Genomic DNA, 15,988 nt, shown 5'->3' on the forward strand with positions numbered 1-15,988 from the left:
AGCGGGCGCATGGACGAGCAACACAAGCCCCGAGAGGAAAAAGCCGGCAGTTTCTGGAAATCGCTGCTCGGGCTGGCGCTGTTCGCCTGGCTGCTGCGAAGCCTGATCGTAGCACCCTTCAGCATCCCGTCCGGCTCCATGCTTCCCGGCCTGTACATCGGCGACTATCTGATCGTCGCCAAATGGCCGTACGGCTATAGCCGGGCGAGTTTCCTGTTCGGCTTTCCGCCGCTCGACGGCCGGATTTTCAGCCGCCTGCCCGAGCGCGGCGACGTCGCGGTCTTCCGCGGTCCGACCGGGGTTGACGTCATCAAACGCGTCATCGGCCTGCCCGGCGATACGGTCGCGACGCGCGATGGCCGGCTTGTCCTGAACGGCCGGCCGGTGGAACGAGCGGCAATCGGCGATCATCTGATGCCGGTATCCGAAAACAGCCCCTGTAGGCGGGTACCACCTTCCCAGCCCGAAATACGCGGCGGACCAAACGGTCCTGCCTGCGCTTATCCGGCTTTCCGGGAAACGCTGCCCAATGGTGTCAGCTACGTCGTGCTCGATCAGGTCGACAACCCAGTGGCCGACGACTTCGGGCCCGTCACCGTCCCGGAAGGTTCGGTCTTCGTGATGGGCGACAATCGCGACGACAGCGCGGACAGCCGCTTTTCCCCGGCGCTGGGGGGCATGGGCTTCGTCCCTGTCGAGGCGCTGGTAGGACGGGCGATGATCACGTTCTGGTCGACCGACGGCAGTTCTTCGTGGCTGTTGCCCTGGACCTGGTTTACCGCTCTGCGTCCCGAGCGGATCGGGGACACCCATCGATGAGCCGCCTTGCCGCCTGGGCGGAGGAGAAGCTGGGTCATCGGCCACGCGATTTGCAGCTGTTCGAGCGAGCGCTGACCCACCCCAGTTTCAGCCGCGACAATTATCAGCGGCTTGAGTTCTTGGGCGACCGAGTGCTCGGCCTGGTGATTGCCGAGTGGCTGAGCGAACGCTTTCCCAGCGATCCCGAAGGTCAATTATCCCATCGCCTGACCAACCTGGTGTCACGCTCAATGTGTGCGGAGGTCGGTGCCGAGCTGGGTGTGCCAAGCCAGCTTCGACTGGGCAAACAGGCCCGGGAAGATGGTGCCAAGCGAAGCGAAAACGTCGTCGGGGATGCAGTCGAGGCGCTGATCGCCGCCCTTTACGCGGAGGGCGGCCTCGAGCTTGCCCGAGCCTTCGTTCGTTCCGCGTGGGAAGATCATGTCGCCAAGCTCGATTCCGCTGCCCCGCGCCACCCCAAGTCCCTGTTGCATGAGTGGGCCGAGGGTCGGGGCCGTAGGCCCCCGCTGTACGAGGTCGTTGGACGCCGAGGGCCGCCGCACGCCCCAACCTTCACCGTGCGGGTCAGCGTGGCCGGCAGCGGCGACGCCGAAGCGGAGGGTTCAAGCAAGCAGGAAGCGGAAACGGCGGCAGCGGCCGCCTTACTGGAGAAGATCGGGTGACGAAACGCTGTGGACTGGTGGCTGTGCTGGGTGCGCCCAATGCGGGTAAGTCGACGCTGGTCAATGCGCTGGTCGGGCAGAAGGTCGCGATCGTCAGTCCGAAGGCGCAGACCACGCGCGCCCGGCTGATGGGCATTGCGATCGCCGGCGACGCGCAGATCCTGCTGGTCGACACGCCCGGCATCTTCGCTCCCCGCCGGCGGCTCGACCGGGCGATGGTCCAAGCGGCCTGGGAAGGCGCCGAGAGCGCCGATCGTGTGCTGCTGGTGATCGATGCCGCCGCGAAGCTTGGCGCGCGGGTCGAGGAAGTCCTGACCGGCGTCGAGCAGCGGCCCGAGCCCCGGATCCTGGTGCTGAACAAGGTCGACCTCGCGTCGAAGGAAGAGCTGCTCCCTCTCGCAGCCCGCCTGTCCGAACGGCTGCAGCCCGAGGCCATCTTCATGATCTCGGCAACTGTCGGAGATGGCGTGGCCGACCTCAAGGCCCATCTCGCATCCGCGATGCCGGACAGCCCGTGGCATTATCCCGAGGACCAGCTGTCGGACGCGACCGACCGGATGGTCGCGGCGGAACTGACCCGCGAGCAGCTCTACCTGCAGCTCCATGCGGAACTGCCCTATTCATCGGCAGTCGAAACCGAGAAGTGGGAGGATCGCAAGGACGGCTCGACCGTCATCCACCAGCAGATTCTGGTGGAGCGGGACAGCCAGAAGGCAATCGTGCTGGGCAAAGGCGGGACGAGGCTGAAAGCGATCGGGGCTGCCGCACGCGAGGCGATCGGCGAGCATCTGGACCGCAAGGTTCACCTCTTCCTTCACGTGAAGGTTAATCCCCGCTGGGACGAAGACCGCGGCCTGTATCGTGAGATCGGCCTGGAGTGGACGGAGTAACATCCGGCAAACCGCCTCCGCCTCCTCACCATCTGCCGACCAACGACTCGCCGTTAACGGGCGCGTTCGCCGTTAACCGGACCCTCGTCGTTGCTGCGGGTTCATGCTGAGGCCCCCACCAGCTTATCCGCACACCGCAACGAGAAGAGGAGATCCCAATGCGGAAGATGATGTTGGCGCTGGCCGCCACGAGCATGACCGTTCCCGTCGCCATGGCCGTCCCGGCCGAGGCGCACAGCCGTTATTACAGCGGCAAGACCTGGTACGACGGCAAGGGCCGCCTGCGCTGCAAGCGCTCCAACGGGACCACTGGCCTCATCGTCGGCGCGGCCGGCGGCGCACTGGTGGGCCGGGCGATCGATACCCGCGGCGAACGCGCCACGGGCACCATTCTTGGCGCCGCTGCCGGCGCGCTGATCGGTCGCGAAGTCGATCGAGGCCGCAAGCGCTACCGCTGCCGCTAATCGGCTTGGCCGGCGTTCCCGACCCCACCCCCAGTCGAACGCCGGCCATCCTAGCTTCCCTTTCCTTCGCTGTGGTCCCCTGACGGCGACAACGGACGGCCGCCGGCGACTGTGTTGACATGGCAATACACCGCACCTAGGCTCGCGGCCGACAGGGAGGTGGAGTCATGTACTCACAAGCAGATATCGACGATGCTGTCGCGGCAGGGGCGCTAAGCCCGGATTCCGCGGCGGCGTTGCGCGCACACATGGAGCGTCAGCGCTCCTCGCCGGCGGTCGATGAAGAACAGTTTCGCCTGATCACCGGCTTCAACGACATCTTCGTTTCGATCGCGGCCGCCATTTTGCTATTTGCGGTCGGCTGGATCGGGCAGAGCATCGGCCAGGCGGTCGGCTTTATCGTGTCGGATGGCGGGACCGCCGGCCCTTCCCCGCTCGCGCCCGCGCTGGTTGCCGCGGTTGCATGGGGCCTGGCTGAGTTTTTCACCGCCAAGCGGCGGATGGCCCTTCCCTCCATCCTGCTCCTACTCGCGTTTGCCGGCGGCGTGCTCGCCGCCGGCGGCTTCCTGCTCGCGATGGGGGTCATGAGCATCTTCGGGCCCGACGCCTTCAACGACAATGAGCGGCTCGGCACGGCCGTCGCCGGAATTGCCGGAGCATTGGCAGCGGCAATCACCGTGAGTGCCACTTACCTTCATTGGCGTCGGTTCCGTGTTCCGATCACCATCGCCGCGGGTGCCGCGGCGGCGGCGGCGGTCGCCGTCGGCCTGCTGGTGGCGCTGCTTGGTCCGGTCGAAAACATTGACAAGCTGATCCTGGGCTTCGTCCTTGCGCTCGGCATCGGCGTGTTCCTGTTTGCCATGCGTTGGGACTCAAGCGATCCGCAGCGGCTGACGCGCCGGTCGGACGTGGCCTTCTGGCTGCACCTGCTGGCGGCGCCGATGATCGTGCATCCCGTTTTCACTTTGCTCGACCTGAACGATGGGACCGCGTCGGTGGGAGAGGGGCTGGTCGTGATCGCCCTTTATGTGGCGCTTGGCCTGACCGCGCTGGCGATCGACCGTCGTGCCCTGCTGGTTTCGGCGCTCGCCTATGTGCTGTTCGCACTCAATCGGCTGTTCGAGACCTTCGGCGCGGTGGAGCTCAACATTGCTTTGACCGCGCTGGTCATTGGTTCGGCGCTGCTGTTGCTGTCCGCCTTCTGGCACCAGGCCCGCGCGGCGATCGTCACCAAGCTACCGGAAGGCTTGCAGGCGCGCCTGCCATCACTCGGGGAGCGGCTTATTCCTCAACCAGCCGCATAAGCCGGCGCTCCAGCGGGGCGAGTACGGGCTGAAGCTCGTGCCCCCGCTTCAGCACCGCGCCATGTTCCGAGATCAATGCCCACGCCCCTTGCTTCAGCCGAAGCGAGGGGCGTTTCTCGATCCGCACTTCCGGCCGTTCGGCGGCGCGCCGGAAGGCAGCGAAGCTTGCGACCTCGGGGCCGAAGTGCATCGCATAGTCACGCCAATGACCGGCGGCGACCATTCGGCCATAGAGGTCGAGGATCCGTTGGAGTTCCGATCGTTCGAACGCGGTCACTGCGGCTTTCCGGGCCGCAGCACCCGGAAAAGGGTGGACGACGCTCACGCGCTCTTGGCCTCCGGGGCTGACTGGGTCTGCGCCCTCAACGCCTGCACTTCTTGCCGGAGAGCCTGCAGCTCACCTTCCATTTCTGCCAGACGGGCGCGAACCGGGTCCACGTCTTCCCCGCATGGCGTCCCATAGGGAATGAAGCCCGGGCTATAGTGCACGAGGTCGATCGGAACAGGCCGCGCCGGAATCCCCACCACCGTCGTGTTCGGCAACACGTCCTTGGTTACCACCGCGTTGGCCCCGACCCGGCCGCCCTCGCCCACCTCGATCGGGCCGAGGACCTGGGCGCCCGATCCGATCACCACATTGTCGCGCAAGGTGGGATGCCGCTTGCCGCCGACCCCGGTGGACGGATTGGTGCCGCCAAGGGTGACATTCTGATAGATGGTGACATTGTCTCCGATTTCGGCCGTTTCACCGATGACGGTGAAGCCATGATCGATGAAGAAATGCCGCCCGATCCTCGCCCCCGGATGAATATCGATCGCGGTCAGGAAGCGCGCAAGGTGGTTCACCATCCGGGCAAGGAAATAGAGCCGGCCCATCCACAGCCAGTGCGCCACCCGGTGCAGGGCGATGGCCCACGCTCCAGGATAAAACAGGACGTCCCAGCGGGTACGCGCCGCGGGGTCCCGCGTCTGCACCGAGTCTAGATAGCTTAGCAGCGACAAAAGCGAGTCCTGGCAGTCCTGTTGTTCCGGGGCGGTAATTTAGGTTCTGCCGGCCTCGAATGAAAGTCCGCGGTCGTGCGGCGGTTAGCTGCGCGCTTACGCCAGCCCGGTTTCGCGACTCTTGCAGCGGGCTTGTGCCTCCGGCAAAGGCGCGAAGACAGGCAACAAGGGGTTAGCCGCCATTTTCGACTTTCTTGCCGATCCGGCCGTGCTCATTCCTTTCGTTCTGATTGGGTTCGCAGCGCAACTGGTCGACGGAGCGTTGGGCATGGCCTACGGCGCGATCAGTTCGACCCTGCTTGTGAGCATGGGCGTCCCGCCCGCCGCCGCCTCTGCCGGGGTCCATACCGTCGAAACCTTTACGACCGGCGTGTCGGCGATCAGCCATGTGGCGCATCGCAACGTAAATTGGCGGTTGTTCTTCCGGATCGTCATCCCCGGCGTGATCGGGGGCGTGCTTGGCGCCTATGTCATCAGCAACATCCATGCGGACGTCGCCCGGCCCGTCGTCCTCGCGTACCTGATGGGCATTGGCCTTTACCTTCTCTACCGGGGCGCGATGCACAAGCATACGGAGCGCGAGCCCAAGGTGGTTGAACCGCTCGGTCTCATCGGCGGCTTCCTCGACGCCGCGGGCGGCGGCGGCTGGGGTCCGATCGTCACCTCCAACCTCATGGTCCAGGGCGCCACGCCGCGAACGACCATCGGCACCGTCAATACCGCCGAGTTCTTCCTTACGCTGACAATCAGCGCCACGTTCCTGGCGACGATCGGTCTGGAAGCCTTCACGACGGCCATCGTGGGCCTTCTGATCGGCGGCATCGTCGCCGCCCCCCTCGGCGCGGTCATCGCCAAGCGCGTGGAAGCGGACAAGCTGCTGGTACTGGTCGGAGTGGTCCTGACACTGACCAGCGGTTGGGGCGTGTGGAACCTCCTGGCCTGAAGTTGGCCTTCCTGCGCCGGAGCGGGTAGAGGCCGGCCCATGCATTTTCTCGATCAAGCAAAGATCTTCGTCCGGTCGGGCGCGGGCGGACCGGGCGCGGTCAGCTTCCGGCGCGAAAAGTTCATCGAATATGGCGGTCCCGACGGCGGCGACGGCGGCAAGGGCGCCGACATCATCTTCGAAGCGGTGCCCGGCCTCAATACGTTGATCGATTTCCGCTACACGCAGCATTTCCGTGCGCCTCGCGGCAAAGGTGGGGCGGGCAGCAATCGTACCGGCGCCGGCGGTGAGGACCTGGTCATCAAGGTCCCGGTCGGCACCCAGATCCTCGCCGACGACGAGGAGCGGACCTTGCTCGCCGACCTGACGGAAGAGGGACAGCGGATCGTCTTCCTCCGCGGCGGCGACGGCGGGCGGGGCAATGCCAGCTACAAAAGCTCCACCAATCGGGCGCCGCGCCAGCATGGCACGGGCTGGCCCGGCGAGGAGGCATGGGTCTGGCTCCGCCTGAAGCTGCTGGCCGACGTGGGGCTGGTGGGACTGCCAAACGCGGGCAAATCGACCTTCCTCAACCGCACCACCAACGCCGTAGCAAAGGTCGGCGCCTATCCCTTCACCACCCTGCGGCCGCAGTTGGGGGTGGTGCGGCACAAGGGCGTTGAATTCGTTGTCGCGGACATTCCCGGGCTGATCGAGGGCGCAGCGGAGGGTGCGGGGATCGGCGACCGGTTCCTGGGCCATGTGGAACGCTGCAAGCTGCTGCTGCACCTGGTGGATGCCGAGGGTGAGGATCCGGCCGAGGCCTATCGGGTGGTTCGGGGCGAGCTCGACAATTACGGCGCAGGGCTGGAAGGAAAGCCAGAGATCGTGGCGCTCAGCCGCGCCGATCTGGTCGACGGCGAGCGGTTGGAAGAGCTTCGCGCAGAACTGGCCGATGAGCTCGGTCAGGAGCCCCTGGTGATTTCGGCGGCGACGGGCGACGGGCTCGAGGCGCTGCTCGATCGGATCGCCGAGACCCTCGGCGCGGCGCCGGCGGACGAACGGGTGACCGAAAAGGCCTGGTCGCCCCTGTGAAGCTGGCGATCACCGGAGGGACCGGCTTCGTCGGCGGCCGGCTGCTGAAGCAGGCGATTGGCGAAGGCATTGCAATCACCGCGCTGACGCGACGTCCCCAACCCCAGATGACCCGGGTGACCTGGGTGGACGGTGCACTCGACGACCGTGAGGCGGTCCATCGGCTGGTCCGCGCAGCCGACGCGATCATTCATGTGGCGGGCGTGGTGAATGCACCCGACGAGGCGGAATTCACCGCCGGCAATGTCACCGGAACCCTGCAGTTGCTGGCCGCTGCCACCGCGGCCGGCGTCCAGCGCTTCATCCATGTTTCCAGCCTGGCCGCGCGTGAGCCGCAATTGTCCCTTTACGGCCGCTCCAAAGCCCATGCCGAGCGGCTGGTGCAGGAGAGCGGGCTCGACTGGGCGATCGTCCGGCCGCCAGCAGTGTACGGCCCGGGCGACCGTGAGATGCTGGAACTGTTCAAGGCCGCCCGGCTGGGCGTGATGCCGCTTCCCCCGGCCGGCCGAATGTCGGCGATCCACGCCGACGACCTCGCGCGCCTGCTGCTGAGCCTGACGGCACCGGGAACGCCGGGCAAGGTGATCTATGAACCTGATGACGGCCACCCCGGGGGCTACAGCCATGCCGACTTCGCGCGGGCGATCGGTTGCGCGGTCGAGCGCAATCCGCTGCTGATCCCGCTGCCCGCGGCGTTATTGAAGCTTGGCGCCAAGGCTGATCGCTTGGTTCGGAGATCCGGCGCCAAATTGACCCCGGATCGGGCCGCATATTTCTGCCACCCCGATTGGGTGTCGGATGCGAGCAAGGCGCCGCCATCGACCCTTTGGCGGCCAAGCGTACCGCTGGAGCAGGGTCTGGCCGACACGGTTGCCTGGTATTGCAAGGCCGGCTGGCTTTAGCGGACAGCCAGTTCCCATACGACCGCCAGCCCGGTGACGATCAGACCCGTCAGGAAGAAGGTGTAGCTCCAGTAGAGCCAGCGGTATTTTTCTCGCCGCAGGATGCAACCATGATCGTAGATGCTGCCCGCAAGGTGGCGGTAGGTCGCTTCTTCCGAAGACAGCACCTTGATCATCTGCTCGACATATTCCTGGCGGCTGATGTTTGCGAACGACCCGAAATAAAGCAGGTTCACCGTCTCTGGCGTGACCGTCCATTTCTTGACCGGGCCGGGGCGAACGGTGAGGATGCCGAGCAGCGTCGCCATGAACGAAAAGGCGGTCAAAAGGATCAGCGGCAAGCTGGCCTTGCCCTCCGCGATGTCGCTGATCGACAGGCTGAAGACGACGAAGCTCGCGCCCATCAAAATCGACGACTTGTTGTCCGCCATTTCCGACAGGGCCATGTGCCCGCTGTCAGCCGCGACGAGGAGGTTATGGACCTCCTTTGGGAAACTGTAGCCCGGATCGCCCGGCTTGGAGTCCGGTCTGAGGTCCGCTTCGCTCATGGGCAGGATGCTGACCGCCCCGCGCCCAGCCGTCAACCGCGCGTCTTGTAGCCGCAAACCGCCCCGAGCAGAAAACAGATCACCAGGGTCAGTTGTACGTTGCCCGACGCACCTTCCCACGCGCCATAGCTATGCCCCATGAATAGAAGCATGGCGAACGCGATCAGCGCGATGAAACTCATCTTCTCCCCCTTCCCTCCCCGGAGCGGAGCCGCCCTTGTTCCACGACAAGGTGAAGAGATGGTAAAGCTTGCCTGCGGCAGGACCGCCCGCCATAGGGCGCGCATCACCCCCGACCCGAGGATCCGATGAAGGCTCGTGTATTCGTCACCCTGAAAAACGGCGTCCTCGATCCGCAGGGCAAGGCCATCCATCACGCGCTGGAGGGTCTGGGCTTCGAAGGGGTGAACGACGTGCGCGCGGGCAAGCTCATCGAGCTCGACCTGGCCGACGGAACCGACGATGCCGCCATCGAGGACATGTGCCGCAAGCTGCTGGCCAATACGGTGATCGAGAATTTTCGCATCGAGCGATTGGGGTAAGGTCATGAACAGCGCGGTGATCGTGTTTCCGGGTTCCAATTGCGACCGCGATCTGGCGGTGGCCCTGGAACTGGTGACGGGCGCCAAGCCGCATATGGTCTGGCATCGCGAAACCGAATTGCCGGCCGGCATCGACATGATCGGGGTTCCAGGCGGCTTTTCCTATGGCGACTACCTGCGCTCTGGCGCGATGGCGGCCCGCTCACCGGTGATGCGAGCCGTGGCGGACGCAGCCGGGCGCGGTGTCCCGGTGCTGGGAATCTGCAACGGCTTTCAGGTGCTGACAGAGGCAGGCCTGTTGCCTGGCGCACTGATGCGAAATTCAGGTCTGAGTTTTGTCTGTCGGCCGGTTCATCTCACTGTCGAGAACAGCCAGACGATCTTCACCAGCGGCTATGGCCACGGCGAGGAGATCGTGGTCCCGGTTGCCCATCACGACGGCAATTACCAGGCGGATGCCCCGACGCTCGAACGGCTTGAAGGCGAAGGCCGCGTCGTGTTTCGCTATGCCGGGGAAGTGAATGGTTCGGCCAACTCCATCGCGGGTATCGTGAACGACAGCGGCAATGTGCTCGGCATGATGCCGCATCCGGAGCGGGCGATGGAAGACGCGCACGGCGGCACCGACGGGCGCCGTTTGTTCGAAGGGTTGCTGGAAACGGTCGCCGCTTAACGGCGGACGGACAGCTCGCGGCAGCCGCTCACCGCGGGCGGCATCGCGCAAAGCAGGACCCGGTCCGGGCCCGGGGTGTTAAGCACCAGGGTTCGTTTTTCCAGGCTCATCGGATCGGTCATGATCACCACCGTCGCCGCCGAAGCTGCGGACGGCAGCAACAAGGATCCGGCGACCAACGCCACTTTCCAGATCATAACCTTCTCCCCTGACTTCCGTGAAAAGGCTCTTCGGAAGTTTAACGGCAGGTGAACGCCCCGCTTTCGCCCGACGACGCAAGCGACTACACGACCCGCGACGCGCCCGTAGCTCAGTTGGATAGAGCACGAGCCTTCTAAAATTATGCTCCGTTCCCCACTGAACCCCAAAAGCCCGGTTTTCCGCGCTTTATGCAGTTCTCGACCTCCCCACAATAACTATAAAATGTTATACGAACCGCGGTTTTGTGATACATTCTGTTATCGGAAGGCCCCTCCGATAACAGGCCCTTCCGAGGAGACCCACAATGACCAACCTCGAAACCCCCACCCCCGAGGCCGACCTTCACCCCCGCCTTGGTTACCTCATCAGCCACTTCGAACGGGACCAGCTCGAAGGCGAAAAGGCCGAGCGGCAGATGATCGAACGGATCACTGACCACGGGATCGCCTACGCCCTGGATTGGGTTGGCACCAACCTCTCCCAATCGGTCAAAGGCCGGGTGGCCAAGGAGACGATCCTCCCGCTGCTCGCTGACGTTCGGTCCTTTGAGGACGTCGCCCGGGTCCACCACAAGGTGGAGCGGATGACCCGCAAGGAACTCGGCTACATCAGCCTCTCGAACAACCAAATGACCGTGAACGGGAAGGTCGCCACCTGCCAGGCCTTGAATGATGCGGCCGAGTTGATCGGCAGCGCCGTTACCGACCGTTGAGCAAGAGGGGCACGGTCCAGGCTCAAGCCACTGAAAACCTGGACCGTGCCACCACCGGAAAGGGAGCAAACCGATGGCAAAAAACACCCATACCACAACCGACGCCATTCCGTTGACCGAGCAAAAGGTCCTCGGGATCAAACCGCCAGCCGAAGGCGCAATCGAAATCCGGGACTCACGGACCCCGGGCCTCCGGCTCAGAGTGGCCGCGACCAAGAAGAAATCATGGATGCTGCGGGCCAGGGTCGGTGGACGCGTTTTCCATCGCTCCCTTGGTCCATATCCCCAAGTCGATCTGAACGCTGCCCGCAAGGCGGCGGAGGAGTTCCTAGACACCGTTGCCCGGGAGGGGTCGACCGAGAAGCTTGAACGCACGTTCGGGCAGGTCTTCGAGAAGTGGTTGGACCGGGCCAAGGAGCGCAACCGGTCCTGGAAGATGCAGGAACGCCGGGCCGAAATGTATGTCCTGCCCGCCTGGAAGGACAAGCGGATCGTCGACATTGACAGGCGATCCGTAAGGGACCTCGTTGAAAACATCCCCGGTGCCGTCCTTAGCAATCGGGTTCTCACGCTCGTGAAGACCGTGCTGAGGTGGGCGGTGAGCCAGGACTACATCACCACCAATTTCGCCGAGGGCGTGGAGAAACCGAAGCCGGAGCAATCGAGGGATCGGGTCCTTTCCATGGACGAGATTTGCCGCCTGTTCAGAGCGGCCGACTTGCTCGGCTACCCATCGGGTCCGTGGCTCAAGTTGCTCATCCTCACTGGCCAGCGCCGGTCCGAATGCGCGAACCTCAAATGGGACGATCTGGACTTGGACCGTGGCACGTGGGTCATTCCCGCCGAGGCCAACAAATCCAACCGCGAGCATCTCGTGCCCCTGCCCGATCCGGTGGTCGCAATCCTGAAGGACCTCCCGAGGTTCGGACCTTATGTTTTTACGACCAACGGGGCCGCACCGGCGTCTGGATGGTCGAAGCTAAAGAATAGGGTGGACAACCTCTTGTCGGTCGATGGTGGACCGGAGATTGCAGATTGGGTTTTCCACGACGTCCGTCGGACGGTTTGCACGGAAATGAGCGCCCTCGGCATTCCCGAAGAAGTGATCGGCAAGGTCGTCAACCACAGCGCTGGGGTTTCGATCACGGGTCGGGTTTACAACCGCAATACCTACGCGTCCGAAAAGCGGGCTGCATTGACCCGATGGACGGAAGAAGTGCTCCGCCAAGTATCGGGCAGGTCGTCGAACAAAGTGGTGCCGATCCGCACAAAATAATGAAAATCGCAGCATTGAACTGGCCCCGGTTTCCTAGGGAAATCGGGCCTTTTCTTGTGAACAGAAATTGCGACTGCAGTGGTTATCTTGGGGTTAGTTTAGGGTTACTTGTAAGGTCATCCTCAAACGGAAGGATCGACCAATGAATGCCACTACTCAACCACCCGACGGCGTCACGCAACTGATGTCGACGGGTGAGGTTTGCCGCCTCCTCAAACTGAGCCGTTCGACCCTCGACCGGATGGTTCGTGAGGGTCAGTTCCCCAAGCCGATCCGGCTGACGCAATGGCGTCTCGTCTTCGTCCAGGACGAAGTGAATGACTGGATTGCCGAGCAGATCAAAGAGCGCCGTGGCGCATACGCCCCGGGCCGCAATCCCCACGGGAAGACCAACCCTCCACGGGACCGGCAGGTGACGGCCTAACCACCCCCTCAAGCCACAAGGATCAAGCCACCATGAACGCTCATAGTCGAATTCAACGGAAGCGCGGGGTCCGTATCTCCGGTGGCCCCGCAGATGCAATCGCCCAATGCATCCGGTACATCGAACAATTCTCAGGAAAGAAAAGAATGCTCGGTTGGCAGTCGTTCAACGTTCTGGACCCGAATGCTTCAGGTCGAATTGTCGGACGAGTGGCCGTCGTCTTTCCTTTTGAATGGGAACGCGCAGACCAGGCTCTTTACGCAGTCTTGTATAACGTAGCTGAGGGCGTCGATATTCCCGCGCTCCTTTTCTTCCACAAGGCCGGTGGCGGATGCGGTTTCGTTGCCCGGGACCCCCTCCCCAAATCAACCCCATTCATGATTTGTCTGGGGGAAGGAGAAAATGGGGGCATCGAGGAGAGCAAGGCCGTTCGTGAATTCCTTTATGAAGCAGCGACAAACCAGGTTGTGCATGGGTCCAGCGGACTCATGAACTTGGACCAGGCGACACAAGCGTATCTGGAAAATGAAGAAATGGCAGGCATCGCGTTAGCCGTCAGGTTCAGAGGTGAAGTCTCGTTATTTCGGGTCAGCCAAGAGGACGAGGTCAGTGGCTAACGGACCCTTGAACCCGCGTCCGCCGACGCGTATTTTGGCGGCTTACAGCAACCCAAATCCTGGAAAGGAGAGTGTATCGAAGGAAGGTAAAGTGCCGTGGCCCGTGACAATTCTACCGCAGTCGATCTAACCAAGATCCTGCCCGATCCGGTCGTCCAGCGGCCACAGCGGTTCCTGACGTATGACGAGGTGCCGCATCCGACCAACCCCGACAAGCTGCGGAAGCGACCGTTTTACACCAACGGGAACATGCGGGGCGGAAACATCAAGCTCGACACCCCCGAAGACCTAGCCCAACTCGTTTCGTACACCGACGCCTGCAAAGCCGCTAAGAAGACGGGCCGCAAAGTCGGCGTTGCCTTGGTCGGTGGCGATGGCACCAAGGTCATCGACCTCGACAACATCCTCCGTGACGACCGCACGCTCGACCCCGAGCACCCTGGATTTGACATTGCAGCCGAGGCCGAGGCCGCTGCCGCGCCGATGTTTGTCAGCCAGTCGGGCAGGGGGTTGCACATCTGGGGCGCGACCTCGGATCTGTTCAATGGCCAGCCCGTCGAGGGAGTGGAGATTTACACCAACAGGCGGTTCATGGCCCTGGACTACAAAGGGGTCTGGAACCAGAGCAACGCCTGGCCGAGCCTGGACGACCTCCCCGCCCTCCAAGAAATGGTCGCCACAACGCGTAGGATCGCCGGAGAGCGCGTCGACGAGGACGAAGGCGGGATTATCACCCCCAAGATCATCGAGGAGCTCCAGGACGCGCTAACGCACATCGACCCGTCGGATTACGAGGCGTGGATCGCCTGCGGCCAGGCCCTCAAGACCCTGCCCGACAACAAGGGCTACGACCTGTGGCTCGCGTGGTCGAAGACCTCCGGCAAATACCAACCCGGCGACAACGAGCGGTGGCACACGTTTGAACCGGAGCGCACCGGCTACAAGGCGGTGTTTGCCCGAGCGGCCCGAGAAGGTTGGGTCAACCCCGCCAAGGGTCGGGGCAAGAGGGAGGCCGCAGAAGCATTCGCCCCGGCAAACAGCTCCTCGGGCCTCTACATCGAATGCGGTCAAGAGATTTTGGACGCAGCGCACCGCAAGCCCGCGTCCTGGCTGATCAAGGGCTGGATAGAGGAACAAGGCGTTGGCCTCACTTTCGGTCACCCAGGGAGCGGCAAATCATATCTCGCATTGACCATGGCCATGCACGTGGCCCTCGGCCTCGATTGGTTCGGGAACAAGGTCAAGCAAGGCACGGTCTTCTACATTGCGGCGGAAGGCCAAGCCGGGATGCGCAACCGGGTGGACGCATTCTGCCGGGAGCATGGGATCACGGACGACTTCCCGCTGATCCTCATTCCCCAACCGCTCAACCTGTACGACTCTAAGACTGACCTCGCCGACTTGCGGGAGGTCATCGAGGAACAGGCTATTATCCACGGCAAACCCGCCCTGATCGTCGCCGACACACTTTCGATGACGTTGGGGTCGGGCAGGGAGAATACCGACGAGGTTGCAGTCTATTTGAGGAACTGCGGCAAGTTGGCAGCCGACTACAACTGCTTCGTCATGCCGATCCACCACCGGCCCAAGGACGACAGCAGCAAGTGGCCCCGGGGTCACTCAAGCCTGGTCGGCAACACCGACACGATCCTCCTGGTCGAAGACCTGGGCGGCACCCGGACCGTGGACATTGTGAAGCAACGGAATGGCGAGGCCAAGAGCTACGTGTTGAGCTTCAAGCTCAAGGTCCACCAACTCGGCGTCGATGAGGACGGTGACCCCGTTACCTCCTGCACGATTGAGCAGACGGGACTGACGGCTGTCTCCCGCAACCCGTTGGACAAGGCCCGCGCCAAGATCAAAGCCCACCTCGGCAAGCGTGGATCGGGTGAACACCACGAACTGGTATTCAAGGAATTGATCCGCCTTCGGCACGAGGAAGGGGTGCTCATTCCCGGGGCCGAAGAGGACCCTGAAAACCGACCACGGGTCGGCGTTTCACGAATGGCCTGGAAGGATGGGTCCGTGGTCGCCTTGACCACGGATCATGACCTCACACCCAAACACGCCCGAACCGTCTTCGACCGGGTGGCCCCCGTGTTGGAAAGCCTAAACATTACAATGGTTTATGGTGACCTAGTGGCATTGGCTCCGGAGTTTGAACCATGCGACTGACCACGGGTGACCACGGGTCGACCACGGGTCTGACCACGGGTCGACCACACGACCACGGGGTTTGGGGGGTCTATAAGGACCCCCTACCCGTGGTCAGGTCTGGGGCTGGATATGAAGCACAACTAAAACCTGCCCGACCCAACCGGTTCGAACGCTATCTCCACGCAACCCACGAGCGCCGCATGAAGTCGTTAGGGCAGCGGGTCCGTGGCTCGTTGGATCAAAAGGCCCGGGGGGCATCGTCTGAAACTAATTCTGCGCCCCCTTGGACACCGGCGTTGGGATTTACAAACTCATCGAAGGGTCGGTTTCGCACCCGCGCGCAACCAAACCGAACCTGCCCGACAAGTGGGACCGAAGGCCCGCGGTCCCATGGCTAAATCCCCACTGACCCCGGACCCAAGGGAACGCCGACGCAAGCAGTTGAACGAGGCGCAGCATCGGTTCCAGGCTCGTAGGGCGATGGGCCTCAGGGTTGGGCGATACGACATATCCGAAGGCCTGCTGAACGCCCTCGTGATCACCAATAGGCTCACCGAACGGGAAGCAATGGACAAAGGCTTCGTGGACGCTGCCGTCGCCCGCCTCCTGGATCAATTCATCGACGATGTGGGAGTGCGCTAAGTTCTAATCGTTTAGCCAGCCCGCCCTGCGGTTCCGTCAAAACACTCCCAACGAACACACGGGAGCATGACGATGAACCGCCTACCGTTTTCCGTCGAACCTCGGCTCGATCCACTCAAGGACTTCCGCAAGGCGT

Annotated in this window: 22 protein-coding genes; 17 read left to right on the forward strand and 5 right to left on the reverse strand. The window is 63.2% G+C overall.

The features are described 5' to 3' along the window. Window positions 1–9: 9 nt before the first annotated feature. The 5 genes from lepB (at window position 10) to AC4GYS_RS12010 (ending at window position 4,139) form a co-directional block, all read left to right on the forward strand. A complete protein-coding gene (gene lepB / locus AC4GYS_RS11990; RefSeq protein WP_491109304.1) occupies window positions 10–819 on the forward strand; it encodes a signal peptidase I in 810 nt (269 codons plus the stop codon). Beyond that, window positions 816–1,481, forward strand: coding sequence for a ribonuclease III (gene rnc / locus AC4GYS_RS11995; RefSeq protein ID WP_491109305.1), 666 nt, complete (start codon window positions 816–818; stop codon window positions 1,479–1,481). Before lepB ends, rnc begins: the two co-directional genes overlap by 4 nt. Further along, entirely contained in the window at window positions 1,478–2,371 is an 894-nt protein-coding gene (gene era / locus AC4GYS_RS12000; protein WP_491109306.1) for a GTPase Era, read from the forward strand. The genes rnc and era overlap by 4 nt, the downstream gene beginning before the upstream one ends. A 158-nt stretch (window positions 2,372–2,529) precedes the next feature. Then, on the forward strand, window positions 2,530–2,835 hold the full coding sequence (locus tag AC4GYS_RS12005) for a glycine zipper 2TM domain-containing protein (RefSeq protein WP_491109307.1): 306 nt from the start codon (window positions 2,530–2,532) through the stop codon (window positions 2,833–2,835). Between the two features lie 167 nt (window positions 2,836–3,002). After that, window positions 3,003–4,139, forward strand: coding sequence for a hypothetical protein (locus AC4GYS_RS12010; protein ID WP_491109308.1), 1,137 nt, complete (start codon window positions 3,003–3,005; stop codon window positions 4,137–4,139). On the opposite strand, the gene AC4GYS_RS12015 is transcribed toward AC4GYS_RS12010, so the two are convergent. Then, window positions 4,117–4,464, reverse strand: coding sequence for a DUF2794 domain-containing protein (locus AC4GYS_RS12015; protein ID WP_491109309.1), 348 nt, complete (start codon window positions 4,462–4,464; stop codon window positions 4,117–4,119). The two genes, AC4GYS_RS12010 and AC4GYS_RS12015, sit on opposite strands and share 23 nt — an antisense overlap. After that, window positions 4,461–5,114 carry a serine O-acetyltransferase EpsC gene (gene epsC, locus AC4GYS_RS12020; RefSeq protein ID WP_491109310.1) on the reverse strand — a complete coding sequence of 218 codons (654 nt, stop codon included), beginning with the start codon at window positions 5,112–5,114 and terminating at the stop codon, window positions 4,461–4,463. The genes AC4GYS_RS12015 and epsC overlap by 4 nt, the downstream gene beginning before the upstream one ends. A gap of 208 nt (window positions 5,115–5,322) precedes the next feature. On the opposite strand from epsC, the gene AC4GYS_RS12025 reads away from it, so the two are divergent. The 3 genes from AC4GYS_RS12025 to AC4GYS_RS12035 are packed head-to-tail and all read left to right on the forward strand — an operon-like array spanning window position 5,323 to window position 8,060. Further along, the gene (locus AC4GYS_RS12025) at window positions 5,323–6,084 is read left to right on the forward strand and encodes a sulfite exporter TauE/SafE family protein (protein ID WP_491109418.1); all 762 of its coding nucleotides are present in this window, start codon (window positions 5,323–5,325) and stop codon (window positions 6,082–6,084) included. A 39-nt stretch (window positions 6,085–6,123) separates the two neighbouring features. Then, the gene (obgE, locus tag AC4GYS_RS12030; protein WP_491109311.1) at window positions 6,124–7,158 is read left to right on the forward strand and encodes a GTPase ObgE; all 1,035 of its coding nucleotides are present in this window, start codon (window positions 6,124–6,126) and stop codon (window positions 7,156–7,158) included. Continuing rightward, window positions 7,155–8,060 (forward strand): NAD-dependent epimerase/dehydratase family protein, encoded by a 906-nt coding sequence (locus AC4GYS_RS12035; protein WP_491109312.1) that lies wholly within the window; start codon window positions 7,155–7,157, stop codon window positions 8,058–8,060. The genes obgE and AC4GYS_RS12035 overlap by 4 nt, the downstream gene beginning before the upstream one ends. Here the strand turns inward: AC4GYS_RS12035 and AC4GYS_RS12040 are convergent. Together AC4GYS_RS12040 and AC4GYS_RS12045 are read right to left on the reverse strand one after the other, a co-directional pair. Then, on the reverse strand, window positions 8,057–8,608 hold the full coding sequence (locus AC4GYS_RS12040; RefSeq protein WP_491109313.1) for a Pycsar system effector family protein: 552 nt from the start codon (window positions 8,606–8,608) through the stop codon (window positions 8,057–8,059). The genes AC4GYS_RS12035 and AC4GYS_RS12040 overlap by 4 nt on opposite strands. A 32-nt stretch (window positions 8,609–8,640) precedes the next feature. After that, window positions 8,641–8,790: a hypothetical protein gene (locus AC4GYS_RS12045; protein WP_491109314.1), complete on the reverse strand. Its 150-nt coding sequence runs from the start codon at window positions 8,788–8,790 to the stop codon at window positions 8,641–8,643. A 126-nt stretch (window positions 8,791–8,916) separates the two neighbouring features. On the opposite strand from AC4GYS_RS12045, the gene purS reads away from it, so the two are divergent. Beyond that, window positions 8,917–9,150, forward strand: coding sequence for a phosphoribosylformylglycinamidine synthase subunit PurS (purS, locus tag AC4GYS_RS12050; protein ID WP_491109315.1), 234 nt, complete (start codon window positions 8,917–8,919; stop codon window positions 9,148–9,150). Window positions 9,151–9,154: 4 nt separating this feature from the next. Continuing rightward, entirely contained in the window at window positions 9,155–9,823 is a 669-nt protein-coding gene (purQ, locus tag AC4GYS_RS12055; protein WP_491109316.1) for a phosphoribosylformylglycinamidine synthase subunit PurQ, read from the forward strand. On the opposite strand, the gene AC4GYS_RS12060 is transcribed toward purQ, so the two are convergent. Continuing rightward, window positions 9,820–9,951, reverse strand: coding sequence for a hypothetical protein (locus AC4GYS_RS12060; protein WP_491109317.1), 132 nt, complete (start codon window positions 9,949–9,951; stop codon window positions 9,820–9,822). The genes purQ and AC4GYS_RS12060 overlap by 4 nt on opposite strands. Here AC4GYS_RS12060 and AC4GYS_RS12065 point away from each other — a divergent pair. The 7 genes from AC4GYS_RS12065 (at window position 9,944) to AC4GYS_RS12095 (ending at window position 15,852) form a co-directional block, all read left to right on the forward strand. Continuing rightward, entirely contained in the window at window positions 9,944–10,075 is a 132-nt protein-coding gene (locus AC4GYS_RS12065) for a hypothetical protein (RefSeq protein ID WP_491109318.1), read from the forward strand. The two genes, AC4GYS_RS12060 and AC4GYS_RS12065, sit on opposite strands and share 8 nt — an antisense overlap. Before the next feature lie 253 nt (window positions 10,076–10,328). Continuing rightward, window positions 10,329–10,736: a hypothetical protein gene (locus tag AC4GYS_RS12070; RefSeq protein WP_491109319.1), complete on the forward strand. Its 408-nt coding sequence runs from the start codon at window positions 10,329–10,331 to the stop codon at window positions 10,734–10,736. A gap of 73 nt (window positions 10,737–10,809) precedes the next feature. Then, complete coding sequence (locus AC4GYS_RS12075; protein WP_491109320.1) at window positions 10,810–12,012, forward strand: tyrosine-type recombinase/integrase; 1,203 nt, start codon at window positions 10,810–10,812, stop codon at window positions 12,010–12,012. A gap of 142 nt (window positions 12,013–12,154) precedes the next feature. Further along, window positions 12,155–12,436: a helix-turn-helix transcriptional regulator gene (locus AC4GYS_RS12080; RefSeq protein ID WP_491109321.1), complete on the forward strand. Its 282-nt coding sequence runs from the start codon at window positions 12,155–12,157 to the stop codon at window positions 12,434–12,436. A gap of 32 nt (window positions 12,437–12,468) precedes the next feature. Beyond that, the gene (locus AC4GYS_RS12085; RefSeq protein ID WP_491109322.1) at window positions 12,469–13,053 is read left to right on the forward strand and encodes a hypothetical protein; all 585 of its coding nucleotides are present in this window, start codon (window positions 12,469–12,471) and stop codon (window positions 13,051–13,053) included. Between the two features lie 96 nt (window positions 13,054–13,149). After that, window positions 13,150–15,228, forward strand: a complete 2,079-nt coding sequence (locus tag AC4GYS_RS12090) for an AAA family ATPase (RefSeq protein WP_491109323.1) — start codon at window positions 13,150–13,152, stop codon at window positions 15,226–15,228. 372 nt (window positions 15,229–15,600) lie between these two features. Beyond that, window positions 15,601–15,852 carry a hypothetical protein gene (locus tag AC4GYS_RS12095; RefSeq protein ID WP_491109324.1) on the forward strand — a complete coding sequence of 84 codons (252 nt, stop codon included), beginning with the start codon at window positions 15,601–15,603 and terminating at the stop codon, window positions 15,850–15,852. Window positions 15,853–15,988: the final 136 nt, after the last annotated feature.

The organism is Sphingomonas sp. SP1 (genome assembly GCF_058313395.1).

What these genes read in the sequence shown, in the direction of transcription:
- rnc (WP_491109305.1), top strand. Translation starts at nt 816, where the DNA reads ATGAGCCGCCTTGCCGCCTGGGCGGAGGAGAAGCTGGGTCATCGGCCA.
- AC4GYS_RS12045 (WP_491109314.1), bottom strand. Translation starts at nt 8,790, where the DNA reads ATGAGTTTCATCGCGCTGATCGCGTTCGCCATGCTTCTATTCATGGGG.
- purQ (WP_491109316.1), top strand. Translation starts at nt 9,155, where the DNA reads ATGAACAGCGCGGTGATCGTGTTTCCGGGTTCCAATTGCGACCGCGAT.
- AC4GYS_RS12010 (WP_491109308.1), top strand. Translation starts at nt 3,003, where the DNA reads ATGTACTCACAAGCAGATATCGACGATGCTGTCGCGGCAGGGGCGCTA.
- AC4GYS_RS12070 (WP_491109319.1), top strand. Translation starts at nt 10,329, where the DNA reads ATGACCAACCTCGAAACCCCCACCCCCGAGGCCGACCTTCACCCCCGC.
- AC4GYS_RS12095 (WP_491109324.1), top strand. Translation starts at nt 15,601, where the DNA reads ATGGCTAAATCCCCACTGACCCCGGACCCAAGGGAACGCCGACGCAAG.
- AC4GYS_RS12065 (WP_491109318.1), top strand. Translation starts at nt 9,944, where the DNA reads ATGATCACCACCGTCGCCGCCGAAGCTGCGGACGGCAGCAACAAGGAT.
- AC4GYS_RS12075 (WP_491109320.1), top strand. Translation starts at nt 10,810, where the DNA reads ATGGCAAAAAACACCCATACCACAACCGACGCCATTCCGTTGACCGAG.
- AC4GYS_RS12040 (WP_491109313.1), bottom strand. Translation starts at nt 8,608, where the DNA reads ATGAGCGAAGCGGACCTCAGACCGGACTCCAAGCCGGGCGATCCGGGC.
- lepB (WP_491109304.1), top strand. Translation starts at nt 10, where the DNA reads ATGGACGAGCAACACAAGCCCCGAGAGGAAAAAGCCGGCAGTTTCTGG.
- AC4GYS_RS12080 (WP_491109321.1), top strand. Translation starts at nt 12,155, where the DNA reads ATGAATGCCACTACTCAACCACCCGACGGCGTCACGCAACTGATGTCG.
- AC4GYS_RS12005 (WP_491109307.1), top strand. Translation starts at nt 2,530, where the DNA reads ATGCGGAAGATGATGTTGGCGCTGGCCGCCACGAGCATGACCGTTCCC.
- purS (WP_491109315.1), top strand. Translation starts at nt 8,917, where the DNA reads ATGAAGGCTCGTGTATTCGTCACCCTGAAAAACGGCGTCCTCGATCCG.
- AC4GYS_RS12085 (WP_491109322.1), top strand. Translation starts at nt 12,469, where the DNA reads ATGAACGCTCATAGTCGAATTCAACGGAAGCGCGGGGTCCGTATCTCC.
- obgE (WP_491109311.1), top strand. Translation starts at nt 6,124, where the DNA reads ATGCATTTTCTCGATCAAGCAAAGATCTTCGTCCGGTCGGGCGCGGGC.